This is a genomic window from Bradyrhizobium sp. SZCCHNRI1029, assembly GCF_032487555.1.
In the GTDB taxonomy this organism is placed as follows: domain Bacteria; phylum Pseudomonadota; class Alphaproteobacteria; order Rhizobiales; family Xanthobacteraceae; genus Bradyrhizobium.
The window spans coordinates 665,112-691,976 of record NZ_JAUEUK010000001.1 but is presented as its reverse complement, the minus strand read 5'-3'; the positions used below and the strand labels follow the sequence as shown (position 1 = coordinate 691,976).

Sequence of the window (26,865 nt, the reverse complement as noted above, 5' to 3'; positions counted from 1 at the left end):
AGGCCGGTCCGTCGTCTGCGCGCCATCGGCCCGCTGTCGAAGATCGCCTACGTCTTTCGTTCAAGTCGTCGTTGGTTCGAGTGGTTCTAGTTCATGGCTTTTGGTTGCGCTACCATTTTGTTCCGGAAGCGCGCCCCGACGCGGGCTGCGGACTTGCGGCGGCGCGCTGCAAGGTCGAGCTCTGCCGTTCGATCACCTCGAAGCCGAGATCGACGACGCGCTGCGCCACGGGACGGCCTTCGACGGCGTCCATGATCATCGTCGCCGCACGCCGACCCATCTCGTAGCGATTGGTACGCACGCTGGTGAGCGTCGGAACCGCCGCGGCCATGAATTCCATGTCGTTGAAGCCGACGATCGCGATCTGCTCGGGTACCGCAATGTGCCGGCGCTGGCATTCGAACAGCACGCCGAGCGCGAGATCGTCGTTGGCGCAGAACACGGCGTCGAGATCCGGCGCCTTCATCAGCAGATCGGAGAACAGGCTGCCGCCCATTGTGGTCGAGGTCGGAACAGGCGCCGTGACGATGAGACGCGGGTCGAACAAGCCGGCCTCCTTCATCGCGTTCTGATAGCCCTGCAGCCTGCGCTGCACCCTTGGGTCCATGCGGGCGCCGATGAAGCCGATGCGACGGCAGCCCTGCGCGAGAAGGTGTGAAATGGCTGCAAAACAGGCATCGACGTGCGAAAATCCGATCATCATGTCGATCGGGTTGGCGCCGAGCTCCATGATCTGCACGACGGGACAGTCCGCTGCCTGGATGATCGACCGGCTCTCCGCCGTCTGGTCGAGACCGGTCACGATCAGGCCGGCCGGCTTCTGCATCAGGAACAACCGCAGCAGGCGCTCCTCCTGCAACACGCTGTAGCGGGTGTTGGCGAGCTGGATGCTGTAGCGGCTGCCTTCGAACGCATCATAGATGCCCCGCAGCACGTCGGAGAACACGTTGTTGGTGAGGGAGGGTATCAGCACGCCGATCACTTCGGTGCGCTGCGATGCGAGAGCGCGCGCGGCGAGGTTCGGCACATAGCCGAGCTCCTTGGCGGCACTCTCGATCCTCGTGCGGCGGCCGGCCGAGACCGTGTCGGGATTACGGAAGAAGCGTGACACCGTGATCGGGCTGACGCCCGCCAGTGCCGCAACTTCGGTCAGCCGGACTTTGCCCGGCTCGATGCGTTTCCGTCCCATGCCTCGCTCATAGCATAGGCGGTCTGGTACACAAGCGATATTGACAGCGCTATCACGCGGTTGCTAAGCGAGGCATTGCGGAAGCGAACTGAACTGCGGACAATGTCGGCCGCACTGGCCCTGTTTCGGAGCCGGTCGGAACGACCAGAGCCAACAAGACCATCAAAAACAAGACTGCACGACCAGGACTACAAAACGACAAGCGGCCTGATCAAACGGCCGAGAACAACGGTCAGAATGCCGCCGGCAAGCAGCCAATGCTGTCGGTCTTTGAGGAGGAAATTGATGTCGTCGGTGCAAATTCGCGACGTGCGCAAATCATTCGGCGGATTCGAAGTGCTGCACGGCGTGACGATTCCGATCGAGGATGGCGAGTTCGTCGTGCTGGTCGGGCCGTCCGGCTGCGGCAAGTCGACGCTGCTGCGCATGCTCGCAGGGCTCGAGAACATCACCGCCGGAACCATCTCGATCGGCGAGCGCGTCGTCAACAACGTGCAGCCGAAAGAGCGCGACATCGCGATGGTGTTCCAGAACTACGCGCTATATCCGCATATGACGGTCGCCGACAACATGGGCTTCTCGCTGAAGCTGCGCGGCGCACGGCCGGAGGACATCAAGAAGGGCGTCGCGCGCGCCGCCGAGATCCTGGCGCTGACGCCGCTGCTCGACCGCTATCCGCGCCAGCTCTCCGGTGGCCAGCGCCAGCGCGTCGCGATGGGCCGCGCCATCGTGCGCGATCCGCAGGTGTTCCTGTTCGACGAGCCGTTGTCGAACCTCGACGCCAAGCTGCGCGTCGCGATGCGCACCGAGATCAAGGAGCTGCATCAGCGTCTCAAGACCACCACCGTCTACGTCACCCACGACCAGATCGAGGCCATGACGATGGCCGACAAGATCGTCGTGATGCATGACGGCATCGTCGAGCAGATGGGCTCGCCGCTCGATCTGTACGACAAGCCGGACAACCAGTTCGTGGCCGGATTCATCGGCTCGCCGGCGATGAACTTCCTCAACGGCCACCTCAAGTCCAACGGCTCGGTCTATGTCGAGACCGAGAACGGCGCCCGGCTGCCGATCCTCACCGCGCCGGCTGCCTCCGACGGCCGCCCCGTCGTCTACGGCGTGCGGCCCGAGCATCTCGAGCTCGCCAGCGACGGCATCGAAGCCGAGGTCGTCGTGGTCGAGCCGACCGGTTCGGAGACGCAGATCGTCGCCCGCATCGGCACCCAGGACATCATCGCGGTGTTCCGCGATCGCCACGAGGTCAATCCCGGCGAGAAGATCCATTTGCGCCCGCGCGCGTCGGCGGCGCATCTGTTCGACAAGGATAGCGGCCGGAGGATTTGAGCCGGCCGCTCGACGCAACGACACAACAAACAAAACAAGCAAAATACTCAACGGGAGAAAACTTCAGATGGCTCATTTCCCCACCGATCGACGGTCTCTGCTCAAGGGCGGCGCGACCTTGCTGGCGGCTGCCGCGACCATGTCGGCCGAGGACCTGCTCGGCTACGCCAAGGCCTGGGCGCAGACCTCGCCCTTCAAGCCCGAGCCCGGCGCCAAGATCAACATGATGCGCTGGAAGCGCTTCGTCGAGGCCGAGGACGTGGCCTTCATGAAGATCGTCGACGCCTTCCAGAAGGCCAACAACGTCACCATCAACGTCTCCAACGAATCCTATGACGACGTCCAGCCCAAGGCCTCGGTCGCGGCCAATACGGGGCAGGGGCTCGACATGGTGTGGGGCCTCTACACGCTGCCCTTCCTGTTCTCCAACAAGTGCGTCGACATGACCGACGTCGCCGATTACCTCGGCAAGAAGTGCGGCGGCTGGACCGACTCGGGCAAGGCCTATGGCATGCTCGACGGCAAGTGGATCGGCATTCCCGTGGCGGCCACCGGCGGTCTCATCAACTACCGCGTCTCGGCGGCTGAAAAGGCCGGCTTCAAGGAGTTCCCGAAGGATCTCGCGGGAATGTCCGAGTTCTTCAAGGCCATGAACAAGAACGGCACCCCGGGCGGCATGGCGCTCGGCCATGCCTCGGGCGACGCCAATGGCTGGGTGCACTGGGCGCTGTGGGCGCACGGCGGCAATTTGATCGACAAGGACAACAAGGTCGTCATCAACTCGCCGGAGACCGCCAAGGCGCTCGAATACGTCAAGGGCCTGTACGACAATTTCGTGCCGGGCACCGCGTCGTGGAACGATAGCTCCAACAACAAGGCGTTCCTGGCCGGCCAGCTCTACGCGACGGTCAACGGCATCTCGATCTACGTGACCGCCAAGAAGGAGGCGCCGCAGATCGCCGAGGACATGAACCACGCGCATCTGCCGCCCGGCCTCGACGGCAAGACCCGCGAGATGCATCTGGGCTTCCCGATCCTGGTGTTCAACTTCTCGAAGTATCCGCAGACCTGCAAGGCGTTCACCGCCTTCATGCTGGAACCGGAGCAGTTCAATCCGTGGATCGAGGCGGCGCAGGGCTACCTGTCGCACTTCCTCAAGGCCTATGACGCCAACCCGATCTGGACCGTCGATCCGAAGAACACGCCGTATCGCGACGTCGCGGCGACCGCGACCACGCCGGCCGGCGTCGGCAAGCTCGGCGAGGCCGCTGCGGCCGCGATCGCCGACTTCGTCCTGGTCGACATGTTCGCGAACTACTGCACGGGCCGCGAGGACGTGAAGACGGCGATGGCGAGCGCCGAGCGCTCCGCCAAGCGCATCTTCCGCTGAGGCGAGGCCGACCGGCGCGCGAGAGCGCCGGTCGCCATCGTCGGAGGGTGGGCAAGGCGCAACGCGCCGTGCCCACCGTCATTGCGAGCGCAGCGACGTGTCCGCCATAGCCCGACGGGCGACGGCGGAAGCAATCCAGGGCCGAACGTTGGACTCTGGATTGCTTCGTCGCTTCGCTCCTCGCAATGACGGAGTAACTCTATCCGTCCCGAACGCCGGTGGGCGCGCGTCGCTCACCCCACGGTTCGAAGGGAGCTGCTGGATAAATGAGTACCATTCAGACCTCGTTGCCACGAGGCGCCGCCGTCGGCGAGCCCTCGGCATGGGTGCGCATCAAGACCAACCGCAACGTGATCGCGCTGTGGTTCATGCTGCCCGCGGCGGCTTTCCTGATCCTGTTCCTGGCCTATCCGCTGGGGCTCGGCGTCTGGATGAGCTTCACCGACGAGAAGATCGGCCGCAGCGGCGTCTTCGTCGGTCTGGAGAACTACGAATGGCTGTGGGACGACTCGATCTTCTGGCTGTCGGTGTTCAACACGCTGCTCTACACGATCGTGGCGAGCGCCATCAAATTCGCCATCGGGCTCTATCTCGCGCTGCTGTTGAACCGGCACATGCCGTTCAAGGCGATGATCCGCGCCATCGTGCTGATCCCCTTCATCGTGCCCACGGTGCTGTCGGCGATCGCGTTCTGGTGGATCTACGATTCCCAATTCTCGATCATCTCCTGGTCGCTGATCAAGCTCGGCGTCATCACCCAGAACATCAACTTCCTCGGCGACACCTCCTGGGCGCGCGCCTCCGTCATCATCGCCAACATCTGGCGCGGCGTGCCGTTCGTCGCGATCACCTTGCTGGCCGGCCTGCAGACCGTGTCGCCCTCGCTCTATGAGGCCGCCACGCTCGACGGCGCCACCAGCTGGCAGCGCTTCCGCTTCATCACCTATCCGCTGCTGACGCCGATCATCGCGGTCGTCATGACGTTCTCGGTGCTGTTCACCTTCACCGACTTCCAATTGATCTGGGCGCTCACCCGTGGCGGCCCCGTCAACGCCACGCACCTGATGGCGACCTTGAGCTATCAGCGCGGCATCATCTCCGGACGGCTCGGCGAGGGCGCCGCGATCGCCACCGCGATGATCCCGTTCCTGATGGCGGCGATCGCGATCTCCTGGTTTGGCATGCAACGGCGCAAATGGCAGCAAGGATCCGACCAATGACCGACACCACGCTGCACGCCAAGGCGCCCACCACGGCCGGCACCGACGAATCCGAGGGCATGAGCTACCTCGAGTCGCTGCCGCGCCGGCTGATCACGCTGTATCTGCCGCTCGGCATCATCCTCGTGGTGCTGCTGTTCCCGTTCTACTGGATGGGGCTGACGTCGATCAAACCGGACGAGCAGCTGATCGACATGGAGAAGTACAATCCGTTCTGGGTGGTGCATCCGACCTTCAAGCACATCTCCAAGCTGCTGTTCGAGACGCAGTATCCGCGCTGGCTGTGGAACACGATGTATGTCGCGGTCGGCGCCACCACGCTGTCGATCTTCGCTTCCGTGCTCGCGGCCTATGCGATCGTGCGGTTGCGCTTCAAGGGCGCCGACACCGTCGGCGTGCTGATCTTCTTCGCCTATCTGGTGCCGCCGTCGATCCTGTTCATCCCGCTAGCCTCGGTGATCCAGGCCTATGGGCTGTTCGACTCGCCGTTGTCCTTGATCCTGGTCTATCCGACGCTGCTCATCCCGTTCTCGACCTGGTTGCTGATGGGCTACTTCAAGACCATCCCGTTCGAGCTCGAGGAATGCGCGCTGATCGACGGCGCCAGCCGCTGGCAGATCCTGGTGAAGATCGTGGTGCCGCTCGCCGTGCCCGGCCTGATCTCGGCCTTCATCTTCTCGTTCACCCTGTGCTGGAACGAGTTCATCTACGCGCTGACCTTCCTGCAGTCGACGCCGAACAAGACCGTGCCGGTCGCCATCGTCAACGAGTTCGTCGACGGCGACATCTACAAATGGGGATCGCTGATGGCCGGCGCCCTGGTCGGCTCGCTGCCGCTGGTCATTCTTTACGCCTTCTTCGTCGAGCATTATGTGTCGGCCATGACCGGCGCGGTGAAGGAGTAGGCGGCTTTGTCCGCGAGCCGGGTCAAGGCGTCGCTTGCTGCTCACGCGGATCTCAACTCCCGTCATTGCGAGGAACGAAGCGACGAAGCAATCCAGAGCCATTCCGATGACTCTGGATTGCTTCCGCCGTCGCCTTTCGGGCTATGGCTGACAAGTCGCTTCGCTCGCAATGACGAACGTTGAGACCACGCCCAATCGTTGCATTTGAAGGAGCATACCCTTGCATATTCTCGTTCTCGGCGCCGCCGGCATGGTCGGGCGCAAGCTGGTCGAGCGTCTCGTCCGCGACGGCCGCCTCGGCGACAAGGCCATCACTCGCATGACGCTGCAGGACATCGTCGCGCCGGCCAAGCCCGACACGTCCATCGCCGTCGACACCATCGCCGGCGATTTCGCCGTGCCCGGTTTCGCCGAGAAGCTGGTCGCCGACCGTCCCGACGTGATCTTCCATCTCGCCGCAATCGTCTCCGGCGAGGCCGAGCTCGATTTCGACAAGGGCTACCGCATCAATCTCGACGGCACGCGGATGCTGTTCGACGCGGTCAGGCTGATCGGCGACGGCTACAAGCCGCGGCTGGTCTTTACCTCGTCGATCGCGGTGTTCGGCGCGCCGTTCCCCGAGGCCATCGGCGACGAGTTCGTCAACGCGCCGCTGCTCAGCTACGGCACCCAGAAGGCGATCGGTGAGCTCCTGCTGGCCGATTACAGCCGCCGCGGCTTCTTCGATGGCGTCGGCATCCGCCTGCCGACCATCTGCATCCGCCCCGGCGCGCCCAACAAGGCCGCCTCCGGCTTCTTCTCCAACATCCTGCGCGAGCCCTTGGCCGGCAAGGAGGCCGTGCTGCCGGTGTCCGAGGACGTCCGCCACTGGCACGCCACGCCGCGCTCGGCGGTCGGCTTCCTCCTGCATGCCGCAACCATGGACACGGCCAAGATCGGCCCACGCCGGAACCTGACCATGCCCGGCCTGTCGGCGACGGTTGGCGAGCAGATCGCAGCCCTGCGTCGCGTGGCAGGCGACAAGGTGGCGGATCGCATCAAGCGGGAGCCGGATCCCTTCATTGTGGGCATCGTCGCCGGCTGGCCGCGGAATTTCGAGGCCAAGCGGGCTCGCGAACTCGGCTTCACCACCGAGGAAAAGACCTTCGACGACATCATCCGGATTCACATTGAGGATGAGCTCGGTGGCAAGTTCGTGGCCTGAGACGGCCGCCAGCCTCTGGACTCACATGGCGCAAAGCGCCATTTGAGGGGCAGGGAGACATTCGGGAGAGAGAGCATGACCGCCAGCATCGTCGGATGGGCGCATACGCCATTCGGGAAGTTCGACGCCGAGACCGTCGAGAGCCTCGTCGTCAAGGTCGCCAACGAGGCGATCGCCGACGCCGGCATCTCGGCCGGTGACGTCGACGAGATCGTGCTCGGCCATTTCAACGCGGGCTTCTCGCCCCAGGATTTCACCGCCTCGCTGGTGCTGCAGGCCGATCCGGCGCTGCGCTTCAAGCCGGCGACCCGGGTCGAGAACGCCTGCGCGACGGGCTCGGCCGCCGTGCACCAGGGCATCCGCGCCATCGCCGCCGGCGCCGCGAAAATCGTGCTGGTCGTGGGCGTCGAGCAGATGACGCGCACACCGGGCCCGGAGATCGGCAAGAACCTGCTCAAGGCGTCCTACCTGCCGGAGGACGGCGACACCGTCGGCGGCTTCGCCGGCGTGTTCGGCAAGATCGCGCAGGGCTATTTCCAGAAATACGGCGACCAGTCCGACGCGCTGGCGCTGATCGCCGCCAAGAACCACAAGAACGGCGTCGCCAATCCCTACGCGCAGATGCGCAAGGATTTCGGCTTCGAGTTCTGCCGCTCCGAGAGCGAGAAGAACCCTTACGTCGCCGGCCCCCTGAAGCGCACCGACTGCTCGCTGGTGTCCGACGGCGCCGCCGCTCTGGTGCTGACCGACAGCGAGACCGCGAAGTCCTTCGCGAAAGCAGTGAACGTGCGCGCGACCGCGCACGCGCAGGATTTCCTGCCGATGTCCAAGCGCGACATCCTCGCCTTCGAGGGCTGCACCGTGGCCTGGCAGCGCGCGCTGGAGAAAGCCGGCGTCACGCTGTCCGATCTCTCCTTCGTCGAGACCCATGACTGCTTCACGGTCGCCGAACTGATCGAGTACGAGGCGATGGGCCTGACGCCGCGGGGGCAGGGTGCCCGCGCCATCAAGGAGGGCTGGACGCTCAAGGACGGCAAGCTGCCGGTCAATCCGTCCGGCGGCCTCAAGGCCAAGGGCCACCCGATCGGCGCCACCGGCGTCTCCATGCACGTCATGACCGCCATGCAGCTCACCGGCTCCGCGCCGGAAGGCATGCAGCTCCCCAATGCCAAGCTTGGCGGCATCTTCAACATGGGCGGTGCGGCCGTGGCCAACTACGTCTCGATCCTGGAGCCGGCGAAGTAAGGATCAACGACCGTCTATCGTTTGTCATTGCGAGCGAAGCGACTTGTCCGCCATCGCCCGAAAGGCGGCGGCGGAAGCAATCCGGGGCCGCGCGTGCCGCTCTGGATTGCTTCGTCGCTGCGTTCCTCGCAATGACGGTGATACAGGAGAGCTTCCGCGATGCGGAAGCTCTTTGTCATTGACTGGTCCGATTGCCCATCATGATCATCTCCACCGAACGCCTGACCTTGCGCGAGTGGCGCGACGACGATCGCGCGCCGTTCGCGGCGATGTCCGCCGATCCGGCCGTGATGCAATTCCTCCGCGCGCTGCCAACGCGGCAGGACTCGGACCGGTGGATCGATTTCCAGATCGCCCATCAGGCCGCGCACGGCTTCGGCTTCTGGGTGGTCGAAGATCGCGCCACCGGCACTTTCCTCGGCGCCACCGGCCTGTTCCGCGTCGCCTTCGATGCGCCGTTCACGCCGGCGGTCGAGATCGGCTGGCGGCTGTCGCGCGCGGCCTGGGGGCGGGGGATTGCGACCGAGGCGGCGCGGGCGTCGCTCACGTTCGGCTTCGATGAGCTCGGCCTCCACGAGATCATCGCCTATGCCGCGCCGGCCAATCAGGCGTCACAGAACGTCATGCGCAAGCTCGGCATGATCAGGAACGAGGCGTCGGATTTCGATCATCCGCGAGTCGAGGCGGACAGCCCGTTGCGCCGGCAGGTGATGTACCGGCTTCCGCGCGAGGTGTGGGCCAATGCCTCGTGCTGATCTCTCCTCCCAGTCATTCCGGGGCATTCGCGCGCAAAATGGCGAAGCCATTTTGAAGCAGCGCGAATGAGCCCGGAATCCATAACCACAGGACGAGGTGTGTCGAAGGCAGGCGCCACGAGCATCTCGCGCCCCACGGCCGGTTGTGGCTATGGATTCCGGGCTCGCGCTGCGCGCGCCCCGGAATGACGGAGGGAGGGAAGCCACGCGTGCATCAGCTCCGCCACACCTTTTCCTCGCTGAACCCCAGCTCGACGAAATCCTTCGCCCGCAAGCTTGAATCATCCGCAGGGAAAAACTCGTCGAGCTGCGGCGGCTTCACTGACGTGCTCGACAGCATGGCATGCGCCTGGCCGCGGTGATGGATGTCGTGCTGGAACAGGTGCAGCAGCAGCCGGTCGCAGCGCTCGTTCTGTACCCGGCTCTCGCGGTTGATGCGGACGGTGTCGTCGAGCCGCGCCGGCGTCAGCGCCTCGCAGAATGCAATCAGCCGGCGGTCCATCGCGCCCTGCGCCTTCGCAAGATCTGCGAGGCGCGGGAACGGCACCTCGTTCTGCCACGCCATCGGGCCGAGCCAGCCGCCTTCCAGCGCGTCGATGTAGAATAGGTCGATGATGTAGATGTGGTTCAGCGTCCGCTGCAGGCTGGGGAAAAAGCCCGTGCGCTCGGCAGCGAAATCCTCGGCGCTGAGCTGGCCGCAGGCGGTCAGCAGCCGGTGATTGGCCCAGGCATTGTTGTAGGCGAACGCGCGGAAGGTCTGGACGAGATCGGCGGGCATTGATCAGGGCACCCCGTGATGGCTCGCCGCAGATCATACGGAACTCCGTGCTCCCTTCACCATCCATTTCGGCGGGCCGGAGCGCATCATCCCCATGCGCTTTTGCGGAACTCTGCCGGGATCGGCCAAGCGGCGATTTTCTCCAGGGCCTTCAGGCTGATTTGGCCTGTCCAGTCCCCTGGTCAAAAAGATTCATGTTTCGCTTTTCCAGAAAATATGCTTCACTCTCCCCATCCTGCTTCGCCACGAGGGGCGCTTCGCGATCGTCACGAACGTTGAGGCAGGGAGGCGGTGGCCGCGACGTGTCGCAGCGTAGCTTGTCTGCGCGGACGAACGGCATGGCGCGGACGTGAAGTCGCGTGGTCCCGGCATCCCGACGCTGATGCCAAGTTCGCGGGGCATGATGATCCCCAAGGACGACGGTGGCCAAAAGCCGGCGCACCGAGGAGAGCGCGAAATAAGCGTGAAAACCATCGCGCAGGGAAGGCCGGGTCGGTCCGGCTGAACCTGTGGTTCTCTCCCCGTGCTTTCTTTCGCACGGGGGCCACGGGTGCCAGTCGGCACCCGGCCTTCCCTGCGCCCTCTGTTTCGAAGGGGGCGGCTTCGATCAGCACAGCTCGGACAGATCCTGTCGCGAGGCCATCGATGCTTGGGTGCTTGCGAAAAGCAGACCTTGTCTCACTCCGGCATCATCTCGCCGGAGCCGCCGAACTCCGCCGGGAAATCCTTCAGCTTCGGCAGGCCATCCCTGATGGGCAGCACCGTCTCCGCGTAGTTGACGTGCACACCGGGCGTGAACTTCAGCGTCGGAATCGTCGCGGCATAGACGTCGATCATGCCGAGCGGCGGGTGGTCGGTCATCAGATGCCCGCCACACTTGGTGCAGTATTTGCGGTGGCTCATGTCGGTCTTGTGATAGCTGCCGATCGCGTCAGCCCCCTTGGTCACCCGCACGTTCGCAGGCTTCCACAGGGTGAAGGCGTTGACCGGACCGGCCGACCAGGAGCGGCACGACGAACAGTGGCAATAGCCCATCGCCTCCGGCTCGCCATCGGCCTCGATCTCGACCGCGCCGCAGAAGCATTTGCCCTGATAGAGCGTCATGAGTGTTCTCCCTCGTGTTTGTTTTGGATGTTGGACCGGCATGCTGACACACCTGAACGCTGAAATGGAATCCTAGAATGCAGCTCGCGGCGGGGAACATCTGGTGCAGCGCGGCGGTCGTCGTCCGTGATCCGCGACACGGAATGTTGCGGCGGGGGATCTGACGCATGGCCCCATACCCGCGCGGCGGCTTGCTAGGGAACATCAGGTGCCGTTAGCTCTGGCGACAACAAGCATCGAGGGAGCCGACGCCACGATGGGACCGCTTGCGGGCATCAAGGTCATCGACATGACCACCGTGCTGATGGGGCCGTATGCCGCCCAGACGCTCGGCGACTACGGCGCCGATGTCATCAAGGTGGAATCGCCGGAAGGAGACGTCACCCGCAAGATCGGCCCGTGGCATCATCCGGGCATGGGGCCGGTCTATCTCAATACCAACCGCAGCAAGCGCGTGATCTGCCTCGACCTCAAGAAGCCCAGGGGACGCGAGGCCGCGCTGCGGCTCATCAAGGACGCCGACGTCCTGCTCTACAACATCCGGCCGCAGGCGATGGCGCGGCTGAACCTCGGCTATGACGTGGTCTCCGCGCTCAATCCGCGGCTGGTCTATGCCGGTGTGTTCGGCTTCGGCCAGGATGGTCCCTATGCGGCCAAACCGGCCTATGACGACCTGATCCAGGGCGGGGCGGCGCTGTCGCATCTGATGGCGGTCGCCGGTGACGGCACGCCGCGTTATGTGCCCAATGCGCTGGTCGACCGCATCGTCGGCCTGACGGCGGTCGGTGCCATCTGCGCCAGCCTCGTGCACCGTGACCGCACCGGGCGCGGCCAGCGCCTGGACGTGCCGATGTTCGAGACCATGTCGGCCTTCATCATGGGCGACCACATGGGCGGGCTCACCTACCAGCCCCCGCTCGACAAGGGCGGCTATGCGCGGCATTTGTCGCCCGACCGCAGGCCCTACAAGACCGCCGACGGCCATATCTGCGTGATCGTCTACAACGACAAGCAATGGGACGCGTTCTTCACCGCGTCCGGCCGCACCGACCTGCGCGCGGATGACAGGTTCAACAGCTTTGCCCGGCGTGCCGCCAACATCGATTTCGTCTATGCCGAGCTCGCGCGCATCTTTCAGACGCGCACCACGGCCGAATGGACCGATCTGCTGGATGCCGCCGATGTGCCGGTCATGCCGATGCACGACCTCGAAAGCCTGCTGAACGATCCGCACCTCGTGGCGACCGATTTCTTTCCCGTGGTCGAACATCCGACCGAAGGTCCGATCCGCAGCACCCGCGTGTCCGCGACCTGGTCCGAGACCAAGGCCGAGCCGCTGCGTCTGGCGGCACGGCCGAACGAGCATGGCGCGGTTATCCTGCACGAGCTTGGTTTCTCGGACGAGGAGATCGCCGCGATGATCCGCGACGGCGTGACGACGCCGGCGCCTGCCAGGGAGTGAGACGATGGATTTCGCGCTCTCCGCCAACCAGGAATCGATCCGCGATGCGGTGGCCAAAATCTGTGCTCGCTTCGACGATGCCTACTGGCTGAAGAAGGACAAGGAGGGCGGTTTTCCCGCCGACTTCCACAGGGCCTTGGCCGAGGCTGGCTGGCTCGGCATCTGCATCCCGGAGGCGTATGGCGGCTCCGGGCTCGGCATTCTCGATGCTGCGATCATGATGCGCACCATCGCCGAATCCGGCGCCGGCATGTCCGGTGCCTCGGCGATCCACATGAACGTGTTCGGGCTCAATCCGGTCGTCGTGTTCGGGACCAAAGAGCAGTGTGCGCGGATGCTGCCGGGCATCGTCGATGGCAGCGAGAAGGCCTGCTTCGCCGTGACCGAGCCGAACACCGGCCTCAACACCACCCAGCTCAAGACGCGTGCCGTGCGCAAGGGCGACCGCTACATCGTCAACGGCCAGAAGGTGTGGATCTCGACCGCGCAGGTCGCCGAGAAGATTCTGCTGCTGGCGCGCACGACGCCGCTGGAGGAGGTGAAGCGCCCGACCCATGGGCTCAGCCTGTTCTACACCGATTTCGACCGCAGCCGGATCAAGGTGCACGAGATCGAGAAGATGGGCCGCAAGCCGGTCGACTCCAATGAGCTGTTCTTCGAGGATGTCGAGATTCCGGTCGAGGATCGCCTGGGCGAGGAGGGGCGCGGCTTCGACTACATCCTGCACGGCATGAATCCGGAGCGTATCCTGATTGCCGCCGAAGCCGTCGGGCTCGGTCATCTCGCACTGTCGCGCGCGTCGGCCTATGCGAAGGTGCGCAACGTGTTCAATCGCCCAATCGGCCAGAACCAGGGCATCCAGCATCCCCTGGCGAAGAACTGGATGGAGCTGGAGGCCGCGTGGCTGATGGTGCTGCAGGCCGGCTGGCAGTACGACCAGGGCCGGCCTTGCGGCCCGGCGGCGAACGCCGCGAAATATCTCGCCGCCGAAGCCGGCTTCCACGCCTGCGAGCAGGCGGTGATGACCCATGGCGGCTTCGGCTATGCGCGCGAGTATCACGTCGAGCGCTATTTGCGGGAATCCCTGATCCCCCGCATCGCCCCGATCAGCCCGCAACTGATCCTCAGCTTCATCGCTGAGAAGGTCCTCGGTTTGCCGAAGTCGTATTGAGATGGGTTCTGACTGAGATGATGAACGCAATCGTGATGGACGCACAATGCCTGCATTCCCGCCCCCCTTGTGGGGGAGGGGCAGGGAGGGGGGTACCCCACGAAGGCTCGTCGTGCGGCCATCCCCACCCCCGACCCCGCCCCACAAGGGGGAGGGGGGCGCAGCGGCGCTCGTGGTGGGGACCATGACCTACATCACCGGCACCGGGCTTACCTCGTTCGGCAGGCATGACGGCCGCTCGTCGCTCGACCTGATGAGCATGGCGGCGCAGCTTGCGCTGGATGATGCCGGGCTGACGCGGCGCGACATCGACGGCATCCTGTGCGGCTATTCCACGGTGTCGCCGCACATCATGCTCGCAACCGTGTTCGCCGAGCACTTCGGCATCACACCCTCTTACGCCCATGCGGTGCAGGTCGGCGGCGCCACCGGGCTCGCGATGGTGATGCTCGCGCATCACCTGGTCGAAGCCGGCGTCGTCAGGCACATGCTCGTGGTCGCCGGAGAGAACCGGCTGACCGGGCAGAGCCGCGATGCGTCGATCCAGGCGCTGGCCCAGGTCGGCCATCCCGATTATGAGCTGCCGCTCGGGCCGACCATCCCTGCCTATTACGGCCTCGTCGCCTCGCGCTACATGCACGAATACGGCGTCACCGAGCATGACCTCGCCGAGTTCGCCGTGCTGATGCGGGCGCATGCGCTCGATCATCCCGGCGCGCAATTCCATGAGCCGATCACCATCGCGGACGTCATGGCATCGAAGCCGGTGGCGCGGCCGCTCAAGCTGCTCGACTGCTGTCCGGTGTCCGACGGCGGCGCCGCCATCGTCGTCAGCCGCGAGCCGACCGGAGCGATTGCGGTGCACGTGCGCGGCTGTGCCCAGGCGCATACGCATCAGCACGTCACGGCGGCGCCGGCCTTGAGCGAGCTTGGTGCCGAAATCGCGATCGCGAAGGCGAAGGCAGCAGCGGGTGTAGACATCAAAGACGTCGACTACGCCGCCGTCTATGACAGTTTCACCATCACGCTCTGCATGCTGCTCGAGGATCTCGGCCTCGCCGGCCGCGGCGAGGCGGCGGCGCGGGTCAGGGCCGGTCATTTCAGCCGCGACGGCGCCGTGCCGCTCAACACCCATGGCGGGCTGCTCAGCTACGGTCATTGCGGCGTCGGCGGCGCCATGGCGCATCTGAGCGAAGCGCATCTGCAGATGACGGGGCGCGCCGGACCTCGCCAAGTCCGCGAAGCAGCGCTGGCGCTGCTGCACGGCGATGGCGGCGTGCTGTCGTCGCATGTCAGCATGTTCTGGGAGCGTGTGCGATGAGCGAATCGTCCGACTGGACCAGGGGGGGTGCAGCGATTCGCTTTCAGCGCTGTGCGTGCTGTGCCCACCTGCAGTATTTCCGCCGCGGCTTCTGCGCGGCCTGCGGCTCGCTTGCGCTCACCGATCACGCGGCGACGGGCGAAGGTACCATCTATGCGGCATCATTGGTCTGTCGTGCCGCGACGCCGGAGACGCGCGCGCATGTGCCCTACAACATCGTGCTGGTGGATATGCGTGAGGGCTTTCGCATCATGGCCCATGGCGACCACGAACTTGCGATCGGCGATCTCGTCATGGCCTGCTTCGTCACCTTCGCAGGCGGCATCGTGCCGTACTTCGGGAAAGTCAAATGAAGATGGGGAACAGAACGACGTCTGAAAAGGTCGACCGCGGGCGGCCGAGGCGGGACGATACGCATGAAAAATTCGTCCCGACCCGGACCGCCGCGCGATTGACACAATACTGTTACGCTACGCCTACTAACTCAAACGCAACTCAACTCGGTCGTTCGCGTGAGCAATCAAGCTCACATTCCTACCTACGGGCGATGAAGAAACTGCGACGCAGAACCTCCAGACAGCCCTTCATCGCCCGTAGAACAGGACGCTGGCGATGACGATCATGGATGTCACCGCCAGCATATGCGCGAGTGCCTCCGACGTTGCCCTCTTAGTGGCTTCCTTCATGCCGTTTCCTCCCTGGACACTGGACACGACTCTCCGTGGCGCAAATACACACGCTACGTCGGCTGGAATTTTACTCGGAACACCCCACTTCGACGTTCGCTTCGCGAGTCCCCACTCGGCGTTCATCGACGGTTCAGAACATCGTCGGGTAATGCGGCGTGAATTGGGCTCGCTTATGGTTGTCCTGCGACCGAGTCCCGGTAACGTTTAGGCGAGCCCGTACAAATACGAGTGATGCGAATTATCGACCGGAAGCTGTTAGTTACTGTGAATTGCAACCTTGAGTATTTGTTTGCTTCGACCGCGTGCGACACGTCGATGACGGACTTCGACGCACTGAAATCAGTCTGCCGCGAGCAGGTTGAGCCGCGCATTGGCGACCGTCAGGCGCTCCGCCAACAGTTGCGCCAGATTGCGCATGATGCGCTCGCCGGCTTTCGGATGGCGCACGCGGAAACGCTCGAAATCCACCAGCGAGATCTCGAAAGCGGTGGCGGAGAAATCCGCGACGACGTCGGCGGAGCGCACGGGCTCCAGCAGTGCCATCTCGCCGAAGCATTGCCCTGCCGTCAGCGTCGCGAGCCGGATGCCGTCGGGCAGGGTGACGTGGACGACGCCGGAGCGCAGGAAGAACAGCGAGGCCGCAGCATCGCCGGCCGCAAGGATGCGTTCGCCCTGCCGATAGTGCCGGATGATCGCCAGTGCCGCGAGCTCATGGCGCTCGTCCGCGGAGAGCCCCGCGAGCAGCGGCTGCTCGGCGAGCTCGGTGGTTTCGAGGAAATCGATGGCGCCGCCATAGCGATAGACGATCTGGTCCTCGGCCCATTCGATCGCGGCGTCGAGCAGGTAGAAGTCGCGGACGTTCCTGATGTCGCCGGTGCGGGCCGCGATTTCCTGCCATTCCGGCGAGCTGCGGCGGATGCCCGACAGCACGACGGTCACGTCGAAGTCGGCGAGCTCGTGAAACAGCTCGGAAAGCAGGCGCACGCCTGCTTGTGTCATCGCGGTGACGCGATGGAGGTCGACGATGACGAATTGCGGTCGCGTGCTCGCCGCAAGCTGGCGCGAGACGTAGTCGACGTTGGAGAGCGACAGCGTACCGACCAGCTCGAGCACGCGCACCGCGTCCGGATGTGCGGCGAGGATGTTGCGCTCCTGCGCGCGGCGGCTGCGCCGCGACGGGCTGGCGCCGATGTCGTAGTCGGCGATGATCGTGGTGCGCGCATCGTCGGAACGGTTGAGCATGTGCAGGCCGTAATGCGCCGACAGCGCCTCGCAGACCTTGATGCCGCGCACGCTGTTGCCGTGACCGTCGAGCCTGGGCGAATAGCTGCCGAGCCCGAGCCGCGCGGGCAGGCTCGCCAGGATGCCGCCGCCGACGCCGCTCTTGGCAGGAATGCCGACACGGTAGATCCACTCGCCGGCGAAGTCATACATGCCCGACGAGGTCATCACCGACAGCGTGCGCGACACCGCATAGGGCGTCACCACCTGCTCGCCGGTGACGGGATTGATGCCGCGATTGGCGAGCGTGGCCGCCATGATCGCGCAGTCGCGCGCGGTGACGAGCACGGCGCATTGCCGGAAGTAGACCGCGAGCACGTCATCGACAGGCTCCCTGATGACCTCCGACGTCCGCAGCAGATAGGCGATCGCGCGGTTGCGATCGCCGGTGGCGGCTTCCGACGCGAACACCGCGTCGTCGACATCGAGCTTGCGGCCGGCGAAGCGGCCGAGCGCGTCGCGGATGGTCTCGAAGGCGTCATTCTGACGTGCCTTGCGGATCAGACCGCTGCACGCGATCGCGCCGGCATTGACCATCGGATTGAACGGGTGGTTCTCCGCATTGAGCCGGATGGAATTGAAGGGATCGCCGGACGGCTCGACGCCGATCACGCGCTCGACCTCGTCGGAGCCGAGCGTATCGAGCGCGAGCGCGAACACGAACGGCTTCGACATCGATTGGATCGTGAACGGCACGCGGCTGTCGCCGACCTCGTAGACGTGGCCGTCCAATGTGGCGAGGCCGATGCCGAAATGCGCCGGGTCGGCCTTGCCGAGCTCGGGGATGTAGTTCGCAACGGTGCCGTCATGATCGGGCCAGAAGTCGGCATGGCAGGCCGACAGGAAGCGCTGCAGCGGCGGCATCGCGGCCGTCGCCCAATGCTGCGGATGTCGGATCGGCCTCGGGTGGGTGGTCATGGCAAGCTCGGCGGGAACAAGGTCTCGCGCCGGTTATGTCGCAGCCGCGACGGCGCAGCCAGCCCACACTTGTCGCAACGCTGGTCAAATGTTGCCGCTGCTCACCGATTGAGCGGGTTTGCGGGCGCGATGACCGTCCCGTGTTGCCATGCGCGAGAGGCGATGCCCATCGAAAGCCGCCGCTGCGGTACCGCGCGTTGGAACCGGCGACGATCGTCCCTCCCGCATCCTGCAGCCGATTGCCTGAGGATGCCGAGTCTTGTGCCAACACGCTGAAGAATGGCGGGTTTTGGAGACGGTCTGCTGTTGTGACGGCAAAACGGCTGGGCTAGCTTGTTCAACAAGCGGAATATCATTCCGCATGACGGAATTGGTGGGAAACGCATGGGACGACGGTCTGAGCGATTGAGCAGGGGCAGCATGCTGCCCGGAGATCTCGCCGGCGAGGGCGAGGTCATTCAGGTGGTGTCGCGGGCGTTCGACGTGCTTCGCTGTTTCGAGGGGCACGAGGCGCGGCTCGGCAATCTCGAAATCTCCAACCGCTGCGGCCTGCCGCGGTCGACGGTGTCGCGGCTGACGCACACGCTGACGCGCATGGGCCAGCTGGTCTACCTGCCGCGCGATCAGAAATACCGCATCGGCCCGAGTGCCGTGGCGATGAGCACGTCGATGACCAGAGGCTTGCAGCTGCGCAATCTGATCCGGCAGCGGCTGCAGGACGTCGCGGAGCAGTTGCCCGGCACCGTCGGCTTCGTGATTCCCGATCGCTTCCACCTCGTCTATCTGGAGTTCGGCCGCGCCGCGAATGCGCTCGGACTGCATGAGACCACCGGCAGCCGCATCTCGATGGCCTCGACCGCGGCCGGTCATGCCTATGTCGCCGCGCTCGAGCCGGAGGTCGGCGACGCCTTGCTGGCCGAGATGGAGCGCGAGATGCCTGACGCGGCCAAGCTGCTGCGGCCACGCCTCGAGCACAACAGACAGTTTCTCAAGGAGCATGGCTACGTCGTGGCCTGCGGCCTGTGGAGTCCGCACATCAATGGCGTCGCGCTGCCGCTGTGGTCGCCGCAATACCAGACCTATGTCGTGCTCACGATCGGGCTGTTGTCGGCGATGTACGACGAGCAGCGGCTGCATGACGAGGTCGCCCAGCCGATGCGCGAGCTCGGCCGCAGCATCGCCGCGCTGCTGCAGGGCGCGGAAGCCGACGTCTTCAACAACCGGATGGACAGAAAACCGCTCCAGGTGAACGCGAAGACTAACCACAAGAACAAGACCATCACCGGGGCAGGGGGAACGAATGAGTTGGCAGCCGGAGCTCGAGGAACTGGCCCGGCGCGAGGCCTTCGCGCGGGAGATGGGCGGGCCTGACAAGGTCAAGCGTCAGCACGACCAGGGCCGTCTCACCGTTCGCGAGCGCATCGACGGCGTCGTCGATCCCGGCAGCTTTCACGAGATCGGCGCGGTCGCCGGCCTCGGCGAGTATGACGAGCAGGGCGAGCTCAAGCACGTCACGCCCGCCAATTGCGTGTTCGGGCGCGCCCGCGTCGACGGCCGCACCGTGGTCGTGGTCGGCGACGATTTCACCGTGCGTGGCGGCTCGGCCGATGCCTCAATCGCCGCCAAGCCGTTGATGGCGGAGGAGATGGCGCACGACTTCCGTCTGCCCATCATCCGTATCATCGAGGGCTCCGGCGGCGGCGGTTCGGTCAAGACGATCGAGACCAAAGGCGCGGCCAATCTGCCCGGCGGCATCGGCGGCAATCGCTGGTACCGCTACACGACCGAGAACATGTCGCTGGTCCCGGTGGTCGCGCTCGGCCTCGGCTCGGTCGCGGGGCTTGGCGCAGCGCGGCTCGCGGCGAGCCACTACTCGGTGATGACCAAGCAGTCGGCGATGTTCGTCGCCGGGCCGCCGGTCGTGAAGCGCCTGGGCCAGGACCTCGGCAAGATGGAGCTCGGTGGCGCCGACATCCAGACCAAGGCCGGCGGCGTCGATCATGCTGTGGACACCGAGGCGGAGGCGTTCGCCTGCGCGCGGCGCTTCCTGTCCTATCTGCCGTCGTCGGTCTACGAGCTGCCGCCGACCTTGCCTTGCACCGACGATCCGCAGCGCGTCGACGAGCAGCTCATCAGCGCGGTGCCGCGGGATCGCCGGCGCGTCTACAAGATGCGGCCGATCATCGAGTCCGTCGTCGACAACGGCTCGTTCTTCGAGGTGGCGCAGAACTATGGCCGTCCGATCATCATCGGCCTCGCGCGGCTCGAGGGCCGCGCGGTGATGGTTCTGGCGAGCGATCCCTATCACTTCGGAGGCTCATGGACGGCGGACGCCTGCCAGAAGGTGATCCGCTGGGTCGACTTCGCCGAGACCTTCCATCTGCCGATCGTCTACCTGATGGATTGCCCCGGCTTCATGGTCGGCCTCGAGGCGGAGAAGGCCGCGACCATCCGCCACGGCGTGCGCGCGATGGCCGCCGTCAACCAGTCGACGGTGCCGTGGTGCACGGTGATCGTGCGCAATAATTTCGGCGTCGCTGGCGTCGTTCATCAGCCGGCCGATCGATTCTCCATCCGCTATGCCTGGCCGTCGGCCCATTGGGGCTCGCTGCCGCTCGAGGGCGGCATCGAGGCGGCGTATCGCGCCGAGATCGACGCCGCGCCGGATCCGAAGGCCAAGCTCAAGGAGATCGAGGAGCGGCTGACCAAGCTGCGCTCGCCGTTCCGCTCGGCCGAGAAGTTCTGGGTCGAGGAGATTATCGATCCCCGCAAGACGCGCGCGCTGCTGTGCGAGTTCGCCCGCCTCGCCGAGCCGCTGCGCACGCCCGGGCCGCCCACGGCGATGACGACGCGGCCGTGAGCTTACGCCGCGGCGGGCTTCGCCTGCCGCGCGATCGCCAGCGCCAGAAGCGCCGCGACGATGCAGAGCGCGCCGGCGGTGAAGAACGCCGGCAGGTAGCTCTGGAGCAGCGTGCGCGACAGGCCGGCGCCGAACGCGGCGGTGCCGGCGCCGAGCTGATGTCCGGCGAACACCCAGCCAAACACCAGGTTGGCCCGCTCGGGCCCAAACCGCTGCGCCGTCAGCCGCACCGTCGGCGGCACGGTGGCGATCCAGTCGAGGCCATAGAACATCGCGAACAGCGACAGGCCATAGAACGAGAAGTCGGTGAACGGAAGGAACAGCAGCGAGAGACCACGCAGGCCGTAGTACCAGAACAACAGCCAGCGATTGTCGTACCGGTCCGACAGCCAGCCCGAGACGATCGTGCCGACGAAATCGAACATGCCCATCGCGGCGAGCAGGCTCGCCGCCTCCACCTGAGGAATTCCGAAGTCGAGGCACATCGGGATGAGATGCACCTGGACAAGGCCGTTGGTCGAGGCGCCGCAAATGAAGAACGTCGCAAACAGCATCCAGAACACCGGCGCCCGCGAGGCGTCGCGGAGGGTGCCGAGGGCGGCGGCGAGGATCGGCGTGGTGACGGGCGAGGGGGCGGCGATCGGGTCGGTGTCGTTGTCGCCATAGGGTCGGAGGCCGAGATCACTCGGGCGATCGCGCATCAGCAGCAGCACGGCGGTGGCGGAAACGCCGAGCATGATGCAGATCAGCCCGAGCGCGACGCGCCAGCCGAGCCGCTCGGTGAGGCTGGCGAGCAGCGGCAGGAACACCAGCTGTCCGGTGGCGACGCTGGCCGTGAGAATGCCGACGACGAGGCCGCGCCGCGCGACGAACCAGCGCGTGGCGATGGTCGCGCCCAGCACCAAGGCGGTCATGCCGGTGCCGATGCCGATCACGACGCCCCACAGCAGCACGAGGTGCCACACCTGTGTCATCGCGAGCGACGCCAGCAGCGCCGACACCACGATCAACTGGGCCAGCAGCGTGATGTTGCGCAGGCCGTAGCGGTTGAGCAGGGCGGCGGCGAACGGCGCCATCAGCCCGAACAGCACGAAGCGGATGGAGAGCGCAGAGGAGATCTCCGCGGTGCTCCAGCCGAATTCCTGCTGGAGTGGCACGATGAACACGCCGGGTGCGCCCACCGTGCCGGCGGACACCAGGGCCGTGAAGAACGTCACGGCGACCATCACCCAGCCGTAATGGATGTTGCGCCGTCCAAGGATCGCTGCAAGTTGGTTCGAGATCATGAGGCTCTCAGTACAATGGGGTTGCGCGCCCATTCTGCCAGGGCGCCCAAATGACATAAATGGCTAAGTTCCCTCGTTTCAGGACATCAGGGTCGCTCCACGGCGATCGCAGTCGCCTCGCCGCCGCCGATGCACAGTGCGGCCACGCCGCGCTTCAGCCCGCGCGCGTCCATCGCATGCAGCAGCGTCACGATCAGCCGCGCGCCGGTGGCGCCGATCGGGTGGCCGAGCGCACAGGCGCCGCCGTTGACGTTCAGCCGGTCACGCGGGATGCCAAGGTCGCGCTGCGCGGCCATGGCAACGACGGCGAAGGCCTCGTTGATCTCGAACAGGTCGACATCCTCGACGCGCCAGCCGACCTTGTCGAGCAGTTTCCTGATCGCCGGAATCGGCGCCGTCGTGAACCATTGCGGCTCCTGGCTGTGGGTGGCGTGGCCCTTGATCTCCGCGATGACAGGCAGCCCGTCGCAATCGGCACGCGACCGCGCGGCGAGCACGAGCGCCGCGGCACCATCCGCGTTCGCGGAGGACGCTGCGGGCGTGATCGTGCCGTCCTTGCGGAACGCCGGCTTCAGCGCCGGGATCTTCACCGGATCGACCTTGAGCGGATGCTCGTCGTTGGCGACCAGGCGCGGGCCGGATTTCTCGACGATCGTGATCGGGGCGATCTCGGCCTTGAACGCCCCGCCTTCGACCGCCTTGCGCGCACGCGTCAGCGTCTCGATGGCGTAGGCATCCTGGTCGGCGCGGGTGAACTGATAGGCCTCGGCCGTGGCCTCGCCGAAATCGCCCATCGAGCGTCCGGTCTCATAAGCGTCCTCCAGGCCATCCAGCATCATGTGATCGAGGATCCGATCGTGGCCAGCACGATAGCCGCCGCGCGCCTTGGTCAGCAGATATGGCGCATTGCTCATGCTCTCCATGCCGCCCGACACGACGATCTCGGCGGAGCCCGCCCGAATGATGTCGTGCGCCAGCATCGTGGCCTTCATTCCGGAGCCGCAGACCTTGTTGATGGTGGTGGCGCCGGTGGCGTCCGGCAGGCCGGAACCGCGCGCGGCCTGCCGTGCCGGAGCCTGGCCCTGGCCGGCCGACAGCACGTTGCCCATGAACACCCCCTGGACCGCATCGGGCGAAACGGTGGCGCGTTCGAGCGCGGATCCGATCACGTGCGCGCCGAGCTTGTTCGCACTCAGCGGCGACAATTCGCCCATGAAACGGCCCAACGGCGTGCGGGCGGCGGACAGGATCACGACGGAATCGGACGAGGCCATGACAAGGCTTTCTGATGAAATATGATAATCATCATATAATAATCTCTCGCAAGAGGAAACCCCGACGGTCCCTGCTGAACCGTCGTGAAGCTGGCGCGAGGCTGCCGGGATCTGCGAGGCGAGACTTGGAGAAACTTGCTATCGCTTGCGGTCGATGAAATGTTGCATCAGCCGTTTCGGCTCGTCGGTGAGGAACGACCGTCCGAAGGCGCCGATCGATATCTCGATGGACTCCTTCAGCGGCAGCTCCTCCCATTGCCGCAGCAGAGCCTTCTGCGTCCGCAGCGCTTCGGGACCGCAGGCGAGCAGGGATGCCACGGCCTTCTCGACCGCGATGTCGAGTTCTCCCTCGGCGGCGACGGCATCGACGAGGCCCCAGGCGAGAGCGGTCGGCGCGTCGATCGTCTCGGCGGTCATCAGCAGCCAGCGCGTGCGGCCCCAGCCGATGAGACGTGGCAGCAGCGCGGCATGAATGACCGAGGGAATGCCGACACGCACCTCGGGCATGCCGAACTTGGCGTCGTGTCCCGCGACACGGATATCGCAGGCCGCTGCGACCTCCAATCCGCCACCCAGACACCACCCCGGCATCCGCGCAATCACGGGGGCAGGAAAATGTCGCACCGCTTCGCAGAGCCCGGCAAGTCGCGAGATGAAGGTTTCCGCTGAAGCCTGGTCCAGCGTTGCCATCTCCTTGATGTCGGCGCCGCCGATCATGCTCTTCCCGCTTTCGCCGGCCAAAACGAGAACGCGAATGGCGGCGTCGGAGGCGAGCGATCGCAGCCCGGCTTCCACGTCGAGAATCGCCGCCGAACCGAGAATGTTGAGCGCGCCTGCATTGCAGATCGTCAGCCGGACGACGCCTTGGCCGTCACGACTCACGCCGCAGTGGGAATTGAGCATGTCCATGGTCGTCCTCGTCGGGTTCCTGGGCAACAGGGGTGTGCCGGGAATAAATCAGGCCAGCGAAGTTGATTTAGATCAACTCGAATTCATCAAATAGCTGCAGCGAGCAGGACGCAGAGCTGTTATAGTATGACCGCAGACATTCAATGGGACGGCAATGCGTTACTCTCCGGAACACAAGGCGGAAACCCACGCGCGGATCGTGCGCAAGGCATCGGTGCGGCTGCGCGAGCGTGGCGCTCATGGTGTCGGGGTTGCAGACCTGATGAAGGAGGCCGGACTGACTCACGGCGGCTTCTACGCGCATTTCGATTCGCGCGAGGCGTTGGTCGTGGAGGCGTTCGGTTATGCGATCGATCGTTCGATGGAGCATTGGCGCAAGCTGCTGGACCAGTTGCCGCCGCAGAAGCGGCTCTCGGCCATCGTCGACGGCTATCTGTCCGCCGGCCATCGCGACGATGTCGGTCACGGCTGCGCGGTTCCTGCGCTCGGAGCGGAAATCGCCCGCGAGAGCGCCAAGACCCGCAAGGCCTTTGCTGCGAAGCTGGAAGAGTTGATCGACCTGTTCGCCGAGTACATCGTCGACGTACCGGCCAAGACTGCGCGAAAGCGGGCTTCGGCGATGCTCGCGACGCTGGCGGGGACGCTCGTGATGGCGCGACTCATGGGCAGCGGCGAATTGTCAGACGATATCCTGAACTCCGGGCGCGAGGTGGCGCTGGCCGTCGCCAGCGGAGGTGGGCCGGCGGGCAGGGCACCTGTGCGGGCACCCGCAAAAAGGCCCGTGAAGAAGGCGGTAGCCGCGAAGCGCTAATCCGTCGCGCGGCTCGGATGCGGGACGCGGCACGCTGCACGCCGCGGGGTCTGCAGTGATCGTGCCGACCGAGCGAAGGGGCGGCATTTTCGCAGCGCCGATCAGCGCTTAGACCCTTCCCAAACGTCGCAAAGACTGCAAGATGCCGGCCAATTCGGCACTGCTTACCCCTGCGGAGGATACCCCATGCGTTCGATCGGTCATTTTATTGGCGGCAAAGAGGTCAAGGGCACGTCTGGACGGACGGCCGATGTCTTCGAGCCCATGACCGGCGACGTTCAGGCCAAGGTCGCGCTGGCGTCCCGCGCCGAGCTCCGGGCCGCGGTCGAGAACGCCAAGGCGGCGCAGCCGGCCTGGGCCGCCACCAATCCGCAGCGCCGCGCGCGCGTCATGATGAAGTTTCTGGAGCTCGCGCAGCGCGATTACGACCAGCTCGCCGAGCTGCTGGCCCGCGAGCACGGCAAGACCGTTCCAGATGCCAGGGGCGACATCCAGCGCGGCCTCGAGGTGGTTGAGTTCGCCTGCGGCATTCCGCATTTGATGAAGGGCGAGTACACCGAAGGTGCCGGTCCGGGCATCGACATCTATTCGATGCGCCAGCCGCTCGGTGTCGTTGCCGGCATCACGCCGTTCAATTTCCCGGCGATGATTCCGATGTGGAAGTTCGCTCCCGCCATCGCCTGCGGCAATGCCTTCATCCTGAAGCCGTCGGAGCGCGATCCGGGCGTGCCGATGAAGCTCGCCGAGCTGATGATCGAGGCCGGTCTGCCGCCGGGCATCCTCAACGTCGTCAACGGCGACAAGGAGGCGGTCGACGCCATCCTCGAGGATCCGGACATCATGGCGATCGGCTTCGTCGGCTCGTCGCCGATCGCGCAGTACATTTATGAGCGCGCCGCCGCCCACGGCAAGCGCTGCCAGTGTTTCGGCGGCGCCAAGAACCACGCCATCGTGATGCCCGACGCCGATCTCGACCAGGCCGTCGATGCGCTGATCGGCGCCGGCTACGGCTCGGCCGGCGAGCGCTGCATGGCGGTGTCGGTTGCGGTGCCCGTCGGCAAGACCACGGCCGACCGGCTGATGGAGAAGCTGATCCCGCGCGTGGAAAGCCTCAAGATCGGCACGTCAGTCGACCCATCGGCCGATTTCGGCCCGCTGGTCACCCGCGAGGCGGTCGAGCGCGTGAAGAACTACGTCGACATCGGCATCAAGGAGGGGGCGACGCTCGCCGTCGACGGCCGCGGCTTCAAGATGCAGGGCTACGAGAACGGCTTCTACATGGGAGGCTGTCTGTTCGACAACGTCACCAAGGACATGCGGATCTACAAGGAGGAGATCTTCGGGCCGGTGCTGTCGGTCGTTCGTGCCAAGGACTATGCTGAGGCGCTGGCGCTGCCGTCGGAGCATGATTACGGCAACGGTGTCGCGATCTTCACCCGCGACGGCGACGCCGCGCGCGACTTCGCGGCCAAGGTCAATGTCGGCATGGTCGGCATCAACGTGCCGATCCCGGTGCCGATCGCCTACTACACCTTCGGCGGCTGGAAGAAGTCCGGCTTCGGCGATCTCAACCAGCACGGCCCGGATTCGATCCGCTTCTACACCAAGACCAAGACGGTTACCTCGCGCTGGCCGTCCGGCGTCAAGGAAGGCGCGGAATTCTCGATCCCGCTGATGAAGTGATGAGATGAACTGACAACAGTGGGAGCCCGCTAGGGCTCCCACTCCGTCATCGCGAGGAGCGAA

22 protein-coding genes are annotated in these 26,865 nt (G+C 65.3%); 15 read left to right on the top strand and 7 right to left on the bottom strand.

The window, feature by feature from the left end; translation table 11 throughout:
- Positions 1-109: 109 nt before the first annotated feature.
- Entirely contained in the window at positions 110-1,189 is a 1,080-nt protein-coding gene (locus tag QW861_RS03225) for a LacI family DNA-binding transcriptional regulator (protein ID WP_315827387.1), read from the bottom strand.
- 285 nt (positions 1,190-1,474) lie between these two features.
- Here QW861_RS03225 and QW861_RS03220 point away from each other — a divergent pair, with 285 nt between their 5' ends.
- From QW861_RS03220 to QW861_RS03190, 7 genes are all read left to right on the top strand, one after another.
- Entirely contained in the window at positions 1,475-2,536 is a 1,062-nt protein-coding gene (locus QW861_RS03220) for a sn-glycerol-3-phosphate ABC transporter ATP-binding protein UgpC (RefSeq protein ID WP_315714458.1), read from the top strand.
- A gap of 67 nt (positions 2,537-2,603) precedes the next feature.
- Entirely contained in the window at positions 2,604-3,926 is a 1,323-nt protein-coding gene (locus QW861_RS03215) for an ABC transporter substrate-binding protein (RefSeq protein WP_315714457.1), read from the top strand.
- 266 nt (positions 3,927-4,192) lie between these two features.
- Positions 4,193-5,146 (top strand): sugar ABC transporter permease, encoded by a 954-nt coding sequence (locus QW861_RS03210; RefSeq protein ID WP_316192708.1) that lies wholly within the window; start codon positions 4,193-4,195, stop codon positions 5,144-5,146.
- Positions 5,143-6,051 (top strand): carbohydrate ABC transporter permease, encoded by a 909-nt coding sequence (locus QW861_RS03205; protein ID WP_315714455.1) that lies wholly within the window; start codon positions 5,143-5,145, stop codon positions 6,049-6,051. Before QW861_RS03210 ends, QW861_RS03205 begins: the two co-directional genes overlap by 4 nt.
- A gap of 220 nt (positions 6,052-6,271) precedes the next feature.
- Complete coding sequence (gene denD / locus QW861_RS03200; RefSeq protein WP_316192707.1) at positions 6,272-7,255, top strand: D-erythronate dehydrogenase; 984 nt, start codon at positions 6,272-6,274, stop codon at positions 7,253-7,255.
- 75 nt (positions 7,256-7,330) lie between these two features.
- Entirely contained in the window at positions 7,331-8,500 is a 1,170-nt protein-coding gene (locus tag QW861_RS03195; RefSeq protein ID WP_316173942.1) for an acetyl-CoA acetyltransferase, read from the top strand.
- Between the two features lie 200 nt (positions 8,501-8,700).
- Entirely contained in the window at positions 8,701-9,255 is a 555-nt protein-coding gene (locus QW861_RS03190) for a GNAT family N-acetyltransferase (protein WP_316173940.1), read from the top strand.
- Between the two features lie 214 nt (positions 9,256-9,469).
- On the opposite strand, the gene QW861_RS03185 is transcribed toward QW861_RS03190, so the two are convergent.
- Both QW861_RS03185 and QW861_RS03180 read right to left on the bottom strand, forming a co-directional pair.
- Complete coding sequence (locus QW861_RS03185) at positions 9,470-10,033, bottom strand: DinB family protein (RefSeq protein ID WP_315749740.1); 564 nt, start codon at positions 10,031-10,033, stop codon at positions 9,470-9,472.
- A 678-nt stretch (positions 10,034-10,711) separates the two neighbouring features.
- The gene (locus QW861_RS03180; RefSeq protein WP_315749742.1) at positions 10,712-11,137 is read right to left on the bottom strand and encodes a GFA family protein; all 426 of its coding nucleotides are present in this window, start codon (positions 11,135-11,137) and stop codon (positions 10,712-10,714) included.
- A 256-nt stretch (positions 11,138-11,393) separates the two neighbouring features.
- Between QW861_RS03180 and QW861_RS03175 the strand changes: the two genes are divergently transcribed.
- The 4 genes from QW861_RS03175 (at position 11,394) to QW861_RS03160 (ending at position 15,444) form a co-directional block, all read left to right on the top strand.
- Entirely contained in the window at positions 11,394-12,599 is a 1,206-nt protein-coding gene (locus QW861_RS03175; protein ID WP_315749743.1) for a CoA transferase, read from the top strand.
- 4 nt (positions 12,600-12,603) lie between these two features.
- Positions 12,604-13,770, top strand: coding sequence for an acyl-CoA dehydrogenase family protein (locus tag QW861_RS03170; protein WP_315749745.1), 1,167 nt, complete (start codon positions 12,604-12,606; stop codon positions 13,768-13,770).
- Between the two features lie 184 nt (positions 13,771-13,954).
- Positions 13,955-15,091, top strand: coding sequence for a thiolase family protein (locus QW861_RS03165; RefSeq protein ID WP_315749747.1), 1,137 nt, complete (start codon positions 13,955-13,957; stop codon positions 15,089-15,091).
- Positions 15,088-15,444: a Zn-ribbon domain-containing OB-fold protein gene (locus tag QW861_RS03160; protein WP_316172012.1), complete on the top strand. Its 357-nt coding sequence runs from the start codon at positions 15,088-15,090 to the stop codon at positions 15,442-15,444. Before QW861_RS03165 ends, QW861_RS03160 begins: the two co-directional genes overlap by 4 nt.
- A 675-nt stretch (positions 15,445-16,119) precedes the next feature.
- On the opposite strand, the gene glsA is transcribed toward QW861_RS03160, so the two are convergent.
- On the bottom strand, positions 16,120-17,979 hold the full coding sequence (gene glsA / locus QW861_RS03155; protein ID WP_316185944.1) for a glutaminase A: 1,860 nt from the start codon (positions 17,977-17,979) through the stop codon (positions 16,120-16,122).
- A 384-nt stretch (positions 17,980-18,363) separates the two neighbouring features.
- Here glsA and QW861_RS03150 point away from each other — a divergent pair, with 384 nt between their 5' ends.
- A complete protein-coding gene (locus QW861_RS03150; protein ID WP_316164610.1) occupies positions 18,364-19,350 on the top strand; it encodes an IclR family transcriptional regulator in 987 nt (328 codons plus the stop codon).
- The gene (locus QW861_RS03145) at positions 19,280-20,839 is read left to right on the top strand and encodes an acyl-CoA carboxylase subunit beta (protein WP_315749753.1); all 1,560 of its coding nucleotides are present in this window, start codon (positions 19,280-19,282) and stop codon (positions 20,837-20,839) included. Before QW861_RS03150 ends, QW861_RS03145 begins: the two co-directional genes overlap by 71 nt.
- A gap of 2 nt (positions 20,840-20,841) precedes the next feature.
- On the opposite strand, the gene QW861_RS03140 is transcribed toward QW861_RS03145, so the two are convergent.
- From QW861_RS03140 to QW861_RS03130, 3 genes are all read right to left on the bottom strand, one after another.
- Positions 20,842-22,125 (bottom strand): MFS transporter, encoded by a 1,284-nt coding sequence (locus QW861_RS03140; protein WP_316192706.1) that lies wholly within the window; start codon positions 22,123-22,125, stop codon positions 20,842-20,844.
- Positions 22,126-22,211: 86 nt separating this feature from the next.
- Positions 22,212-23,399 carry an acetyl-CoA C-acyltransferase gene (locus tag QW861_RS03135; RefSeq protein ID WP_316192705.1) on the bottom strand — a complete coding sequence of 396 codons (1,188 nt, stop codon included), beginning with the start codon at positions 23,397-23,399 and terminating at the stop codon, positions 22,212-22,214.
- 138 nt (positions 23,400-23,537) lie between these two features.
- Positions 23,538-24,308 carry an enoyl-CoA hydratase gene (locus tag QW861_RS03130; protein ID WP_315714441.1) on the bottom strand — a complete coding sequence of 257 codons (771 nt, stop codon included), beginning with the start codon at positions 24,306-24,308 and terminating at the stop codon, positions 23,538-23,540.
- Positions 24,309-24,462: 154 nt separating this feature from the next.
- Between QW861_RS03130 and QW861_RS03125 the strand changes: the two genes are divergently transcribed.
- Together QW861_RS03125 and QW861_RS03120 are read left to right on the top strand one after the other, a co-directional pair.
- On the top strand, positions 24,463-25,119 hold the full coding sequence (locus QW861_RS03125; RefSeq protein ID WP_316192704.1) for a TetR/AcrR family transcriptional regulator: 657 nt from the start codon (positions 24,463-24,465) through the stop codon (positions 25,117-25,119).
- A gap of 186 nt (positions 25,120-25,305) precedes the next feature.
- Complete coding sequence (locus QW861_RS03120) at positions 25,306-26,802, top strand: CoA-acylating methylmalonate-semialdehyde dehydrogenase (protein ID WP_316192703.1); 1,497 nt, start codon at positions 25,306-25,308, stop codon at positions 26,800-26,802.
- Positions 26,803-26,865 lie beyond the last annotated feature (63 nt).

Coding starts and splice junctions, on each gene's coding strand:
- QW861_RS03145 (WP_315749753.1), top strand. CDS start 19,280: ATGAGTTGGCAGCCGGAGCTCGAGGAACTGGCCCGGCGCGAGGCCTTC.
- QW861_RS03225 (WP_315827387.1), bottom strand. CDS start 1,189: ATGGGACGGAAACGCATCGAGCCGGGCAAAGTCCGGCTGACCGAAGTT.
- QW861_RS03195 (WP_316173942.1), top strand. CDS start 7,331: ATGACCGCCAGCATCGTCGGATGGGCGCATACGCCATTCGGGAAGTTC.
- QW861_RS03125 (WP_316192704.1), top strand. CDS start 24,463: ATGCGTTACTCTCCGGAACACAAGGCGGAAACCCACGCGCGGATCGTG.
- QW861_RS03140 (WP_316192706.1), bottom strand. CDS start 22,125: ATGATCTCGAACCAACTTGCAGCGATCCTTGGACGGCGCAACATCCAT.
- QW861_RS03130 (WP_315714441.1), bottom strand. CDS start 24,308: ATGGACATGCTCAATTCCCACTGCGGCGTGAGTCGTGACGGCCAAGGC.
- QW861_RS03120 (WP_316192703.1), top strand. CDS start 25,306: ATGCGTTCGATCGGTCATTTTATTGGCGGCAAAGAGGTCAAGGGCACG.
- QW861_RS03150 (WP_316164610.1), top strand. CDS start 18,364: ATGGGACGACGGTCTGAGCGATTGAGCAGGGGCAGCATGCTGCCCGGA.
- QW861_RS03170 (WP_315749745.1), top strand. CDS start 12,604: ATGGATTTCGCGCTCTCCGCCAACCAGGAATCGATCCGCGATGCGGTG.
- QW861_RS03215 (WP_315714457.1), top strand. CDS start 2,604: ATGGCTCATTTCCCCACCGATCGACGGTCTCTGCTCAAGGGCGGCGCG.
- QW861_RS03175 (WP_315749743.1), top strand. CDS start 11,394: ATGGGACCGCTTGCGGGCATCAAGGTCATCGACATGACCACCGTGCTG.
- QW861_RS03190 (WP_316173940.1), top strand. CDS start 8,701: ATGATCATCTCCACCGAACGCCTGACCTTGCGCGAGTGGCGCGACGAC.
- glsA (WP_316185944.1), bottom strand. CDS start 17,979: ATGACCACCCACCCGAGGCCGATCCGACATCCGCAGCATTGGGCGACG.
- QW861_RS03185 (WP_315749740.1), bottom strand. CDS start 10,033: ATGCCCGCCGATCTCGTCCAGACCTTCCGCGCGTTCGCCTACAACAAT.
- QW861_RS03210 (WP_316192708.1), top strand. CDS start 4,193: ATGAGTACCATTCAGACCTCGTTGCCACGAGGCGCCGCCGTCGGCGAG.
- QW861_RS03165 (WP_315749747.1), top strand. CDS start 13,955: ATGACCTACATCACCGGCACCGGGCTTACCTCGTTCGGCAGGCATGAC.
- QW861_RS03205 (WP_315714455.1), top strand. CDS start 5,143: ATGACCGACACCACGCTGCACGCCAAGGCGCCCACCACGGCCGGCACC.
- QW861_RS03160 (WP_316172012.1), top strand. CDS start 15,088: ATGAGCGAATCGTCCGACTGGACCAGGGGGGGTGCAGCGATTCGCTTT.
- QW861_RS03180 (WP_315749742.1), bottom strand. CDS start 11,137: ATGACGCTCTATCAGGGCAAATGCTTCTGCGGCGCGGTCGAGATCGAG.
- QW861_RS03220 (WP_315714458.1), top strand. CDS start 1,475: ATGTCGTCGGTGCAAATTCGCGACGTGCGCAAATCATTCGGCGGATTC.
- QW861_RS03135 (WP_316192705.1), bottom strand. CDS start 23,399: ATGGCCTCGTCCGATTCCGTCGTGATCCTGTCCGCCGCCCGCACGCCG.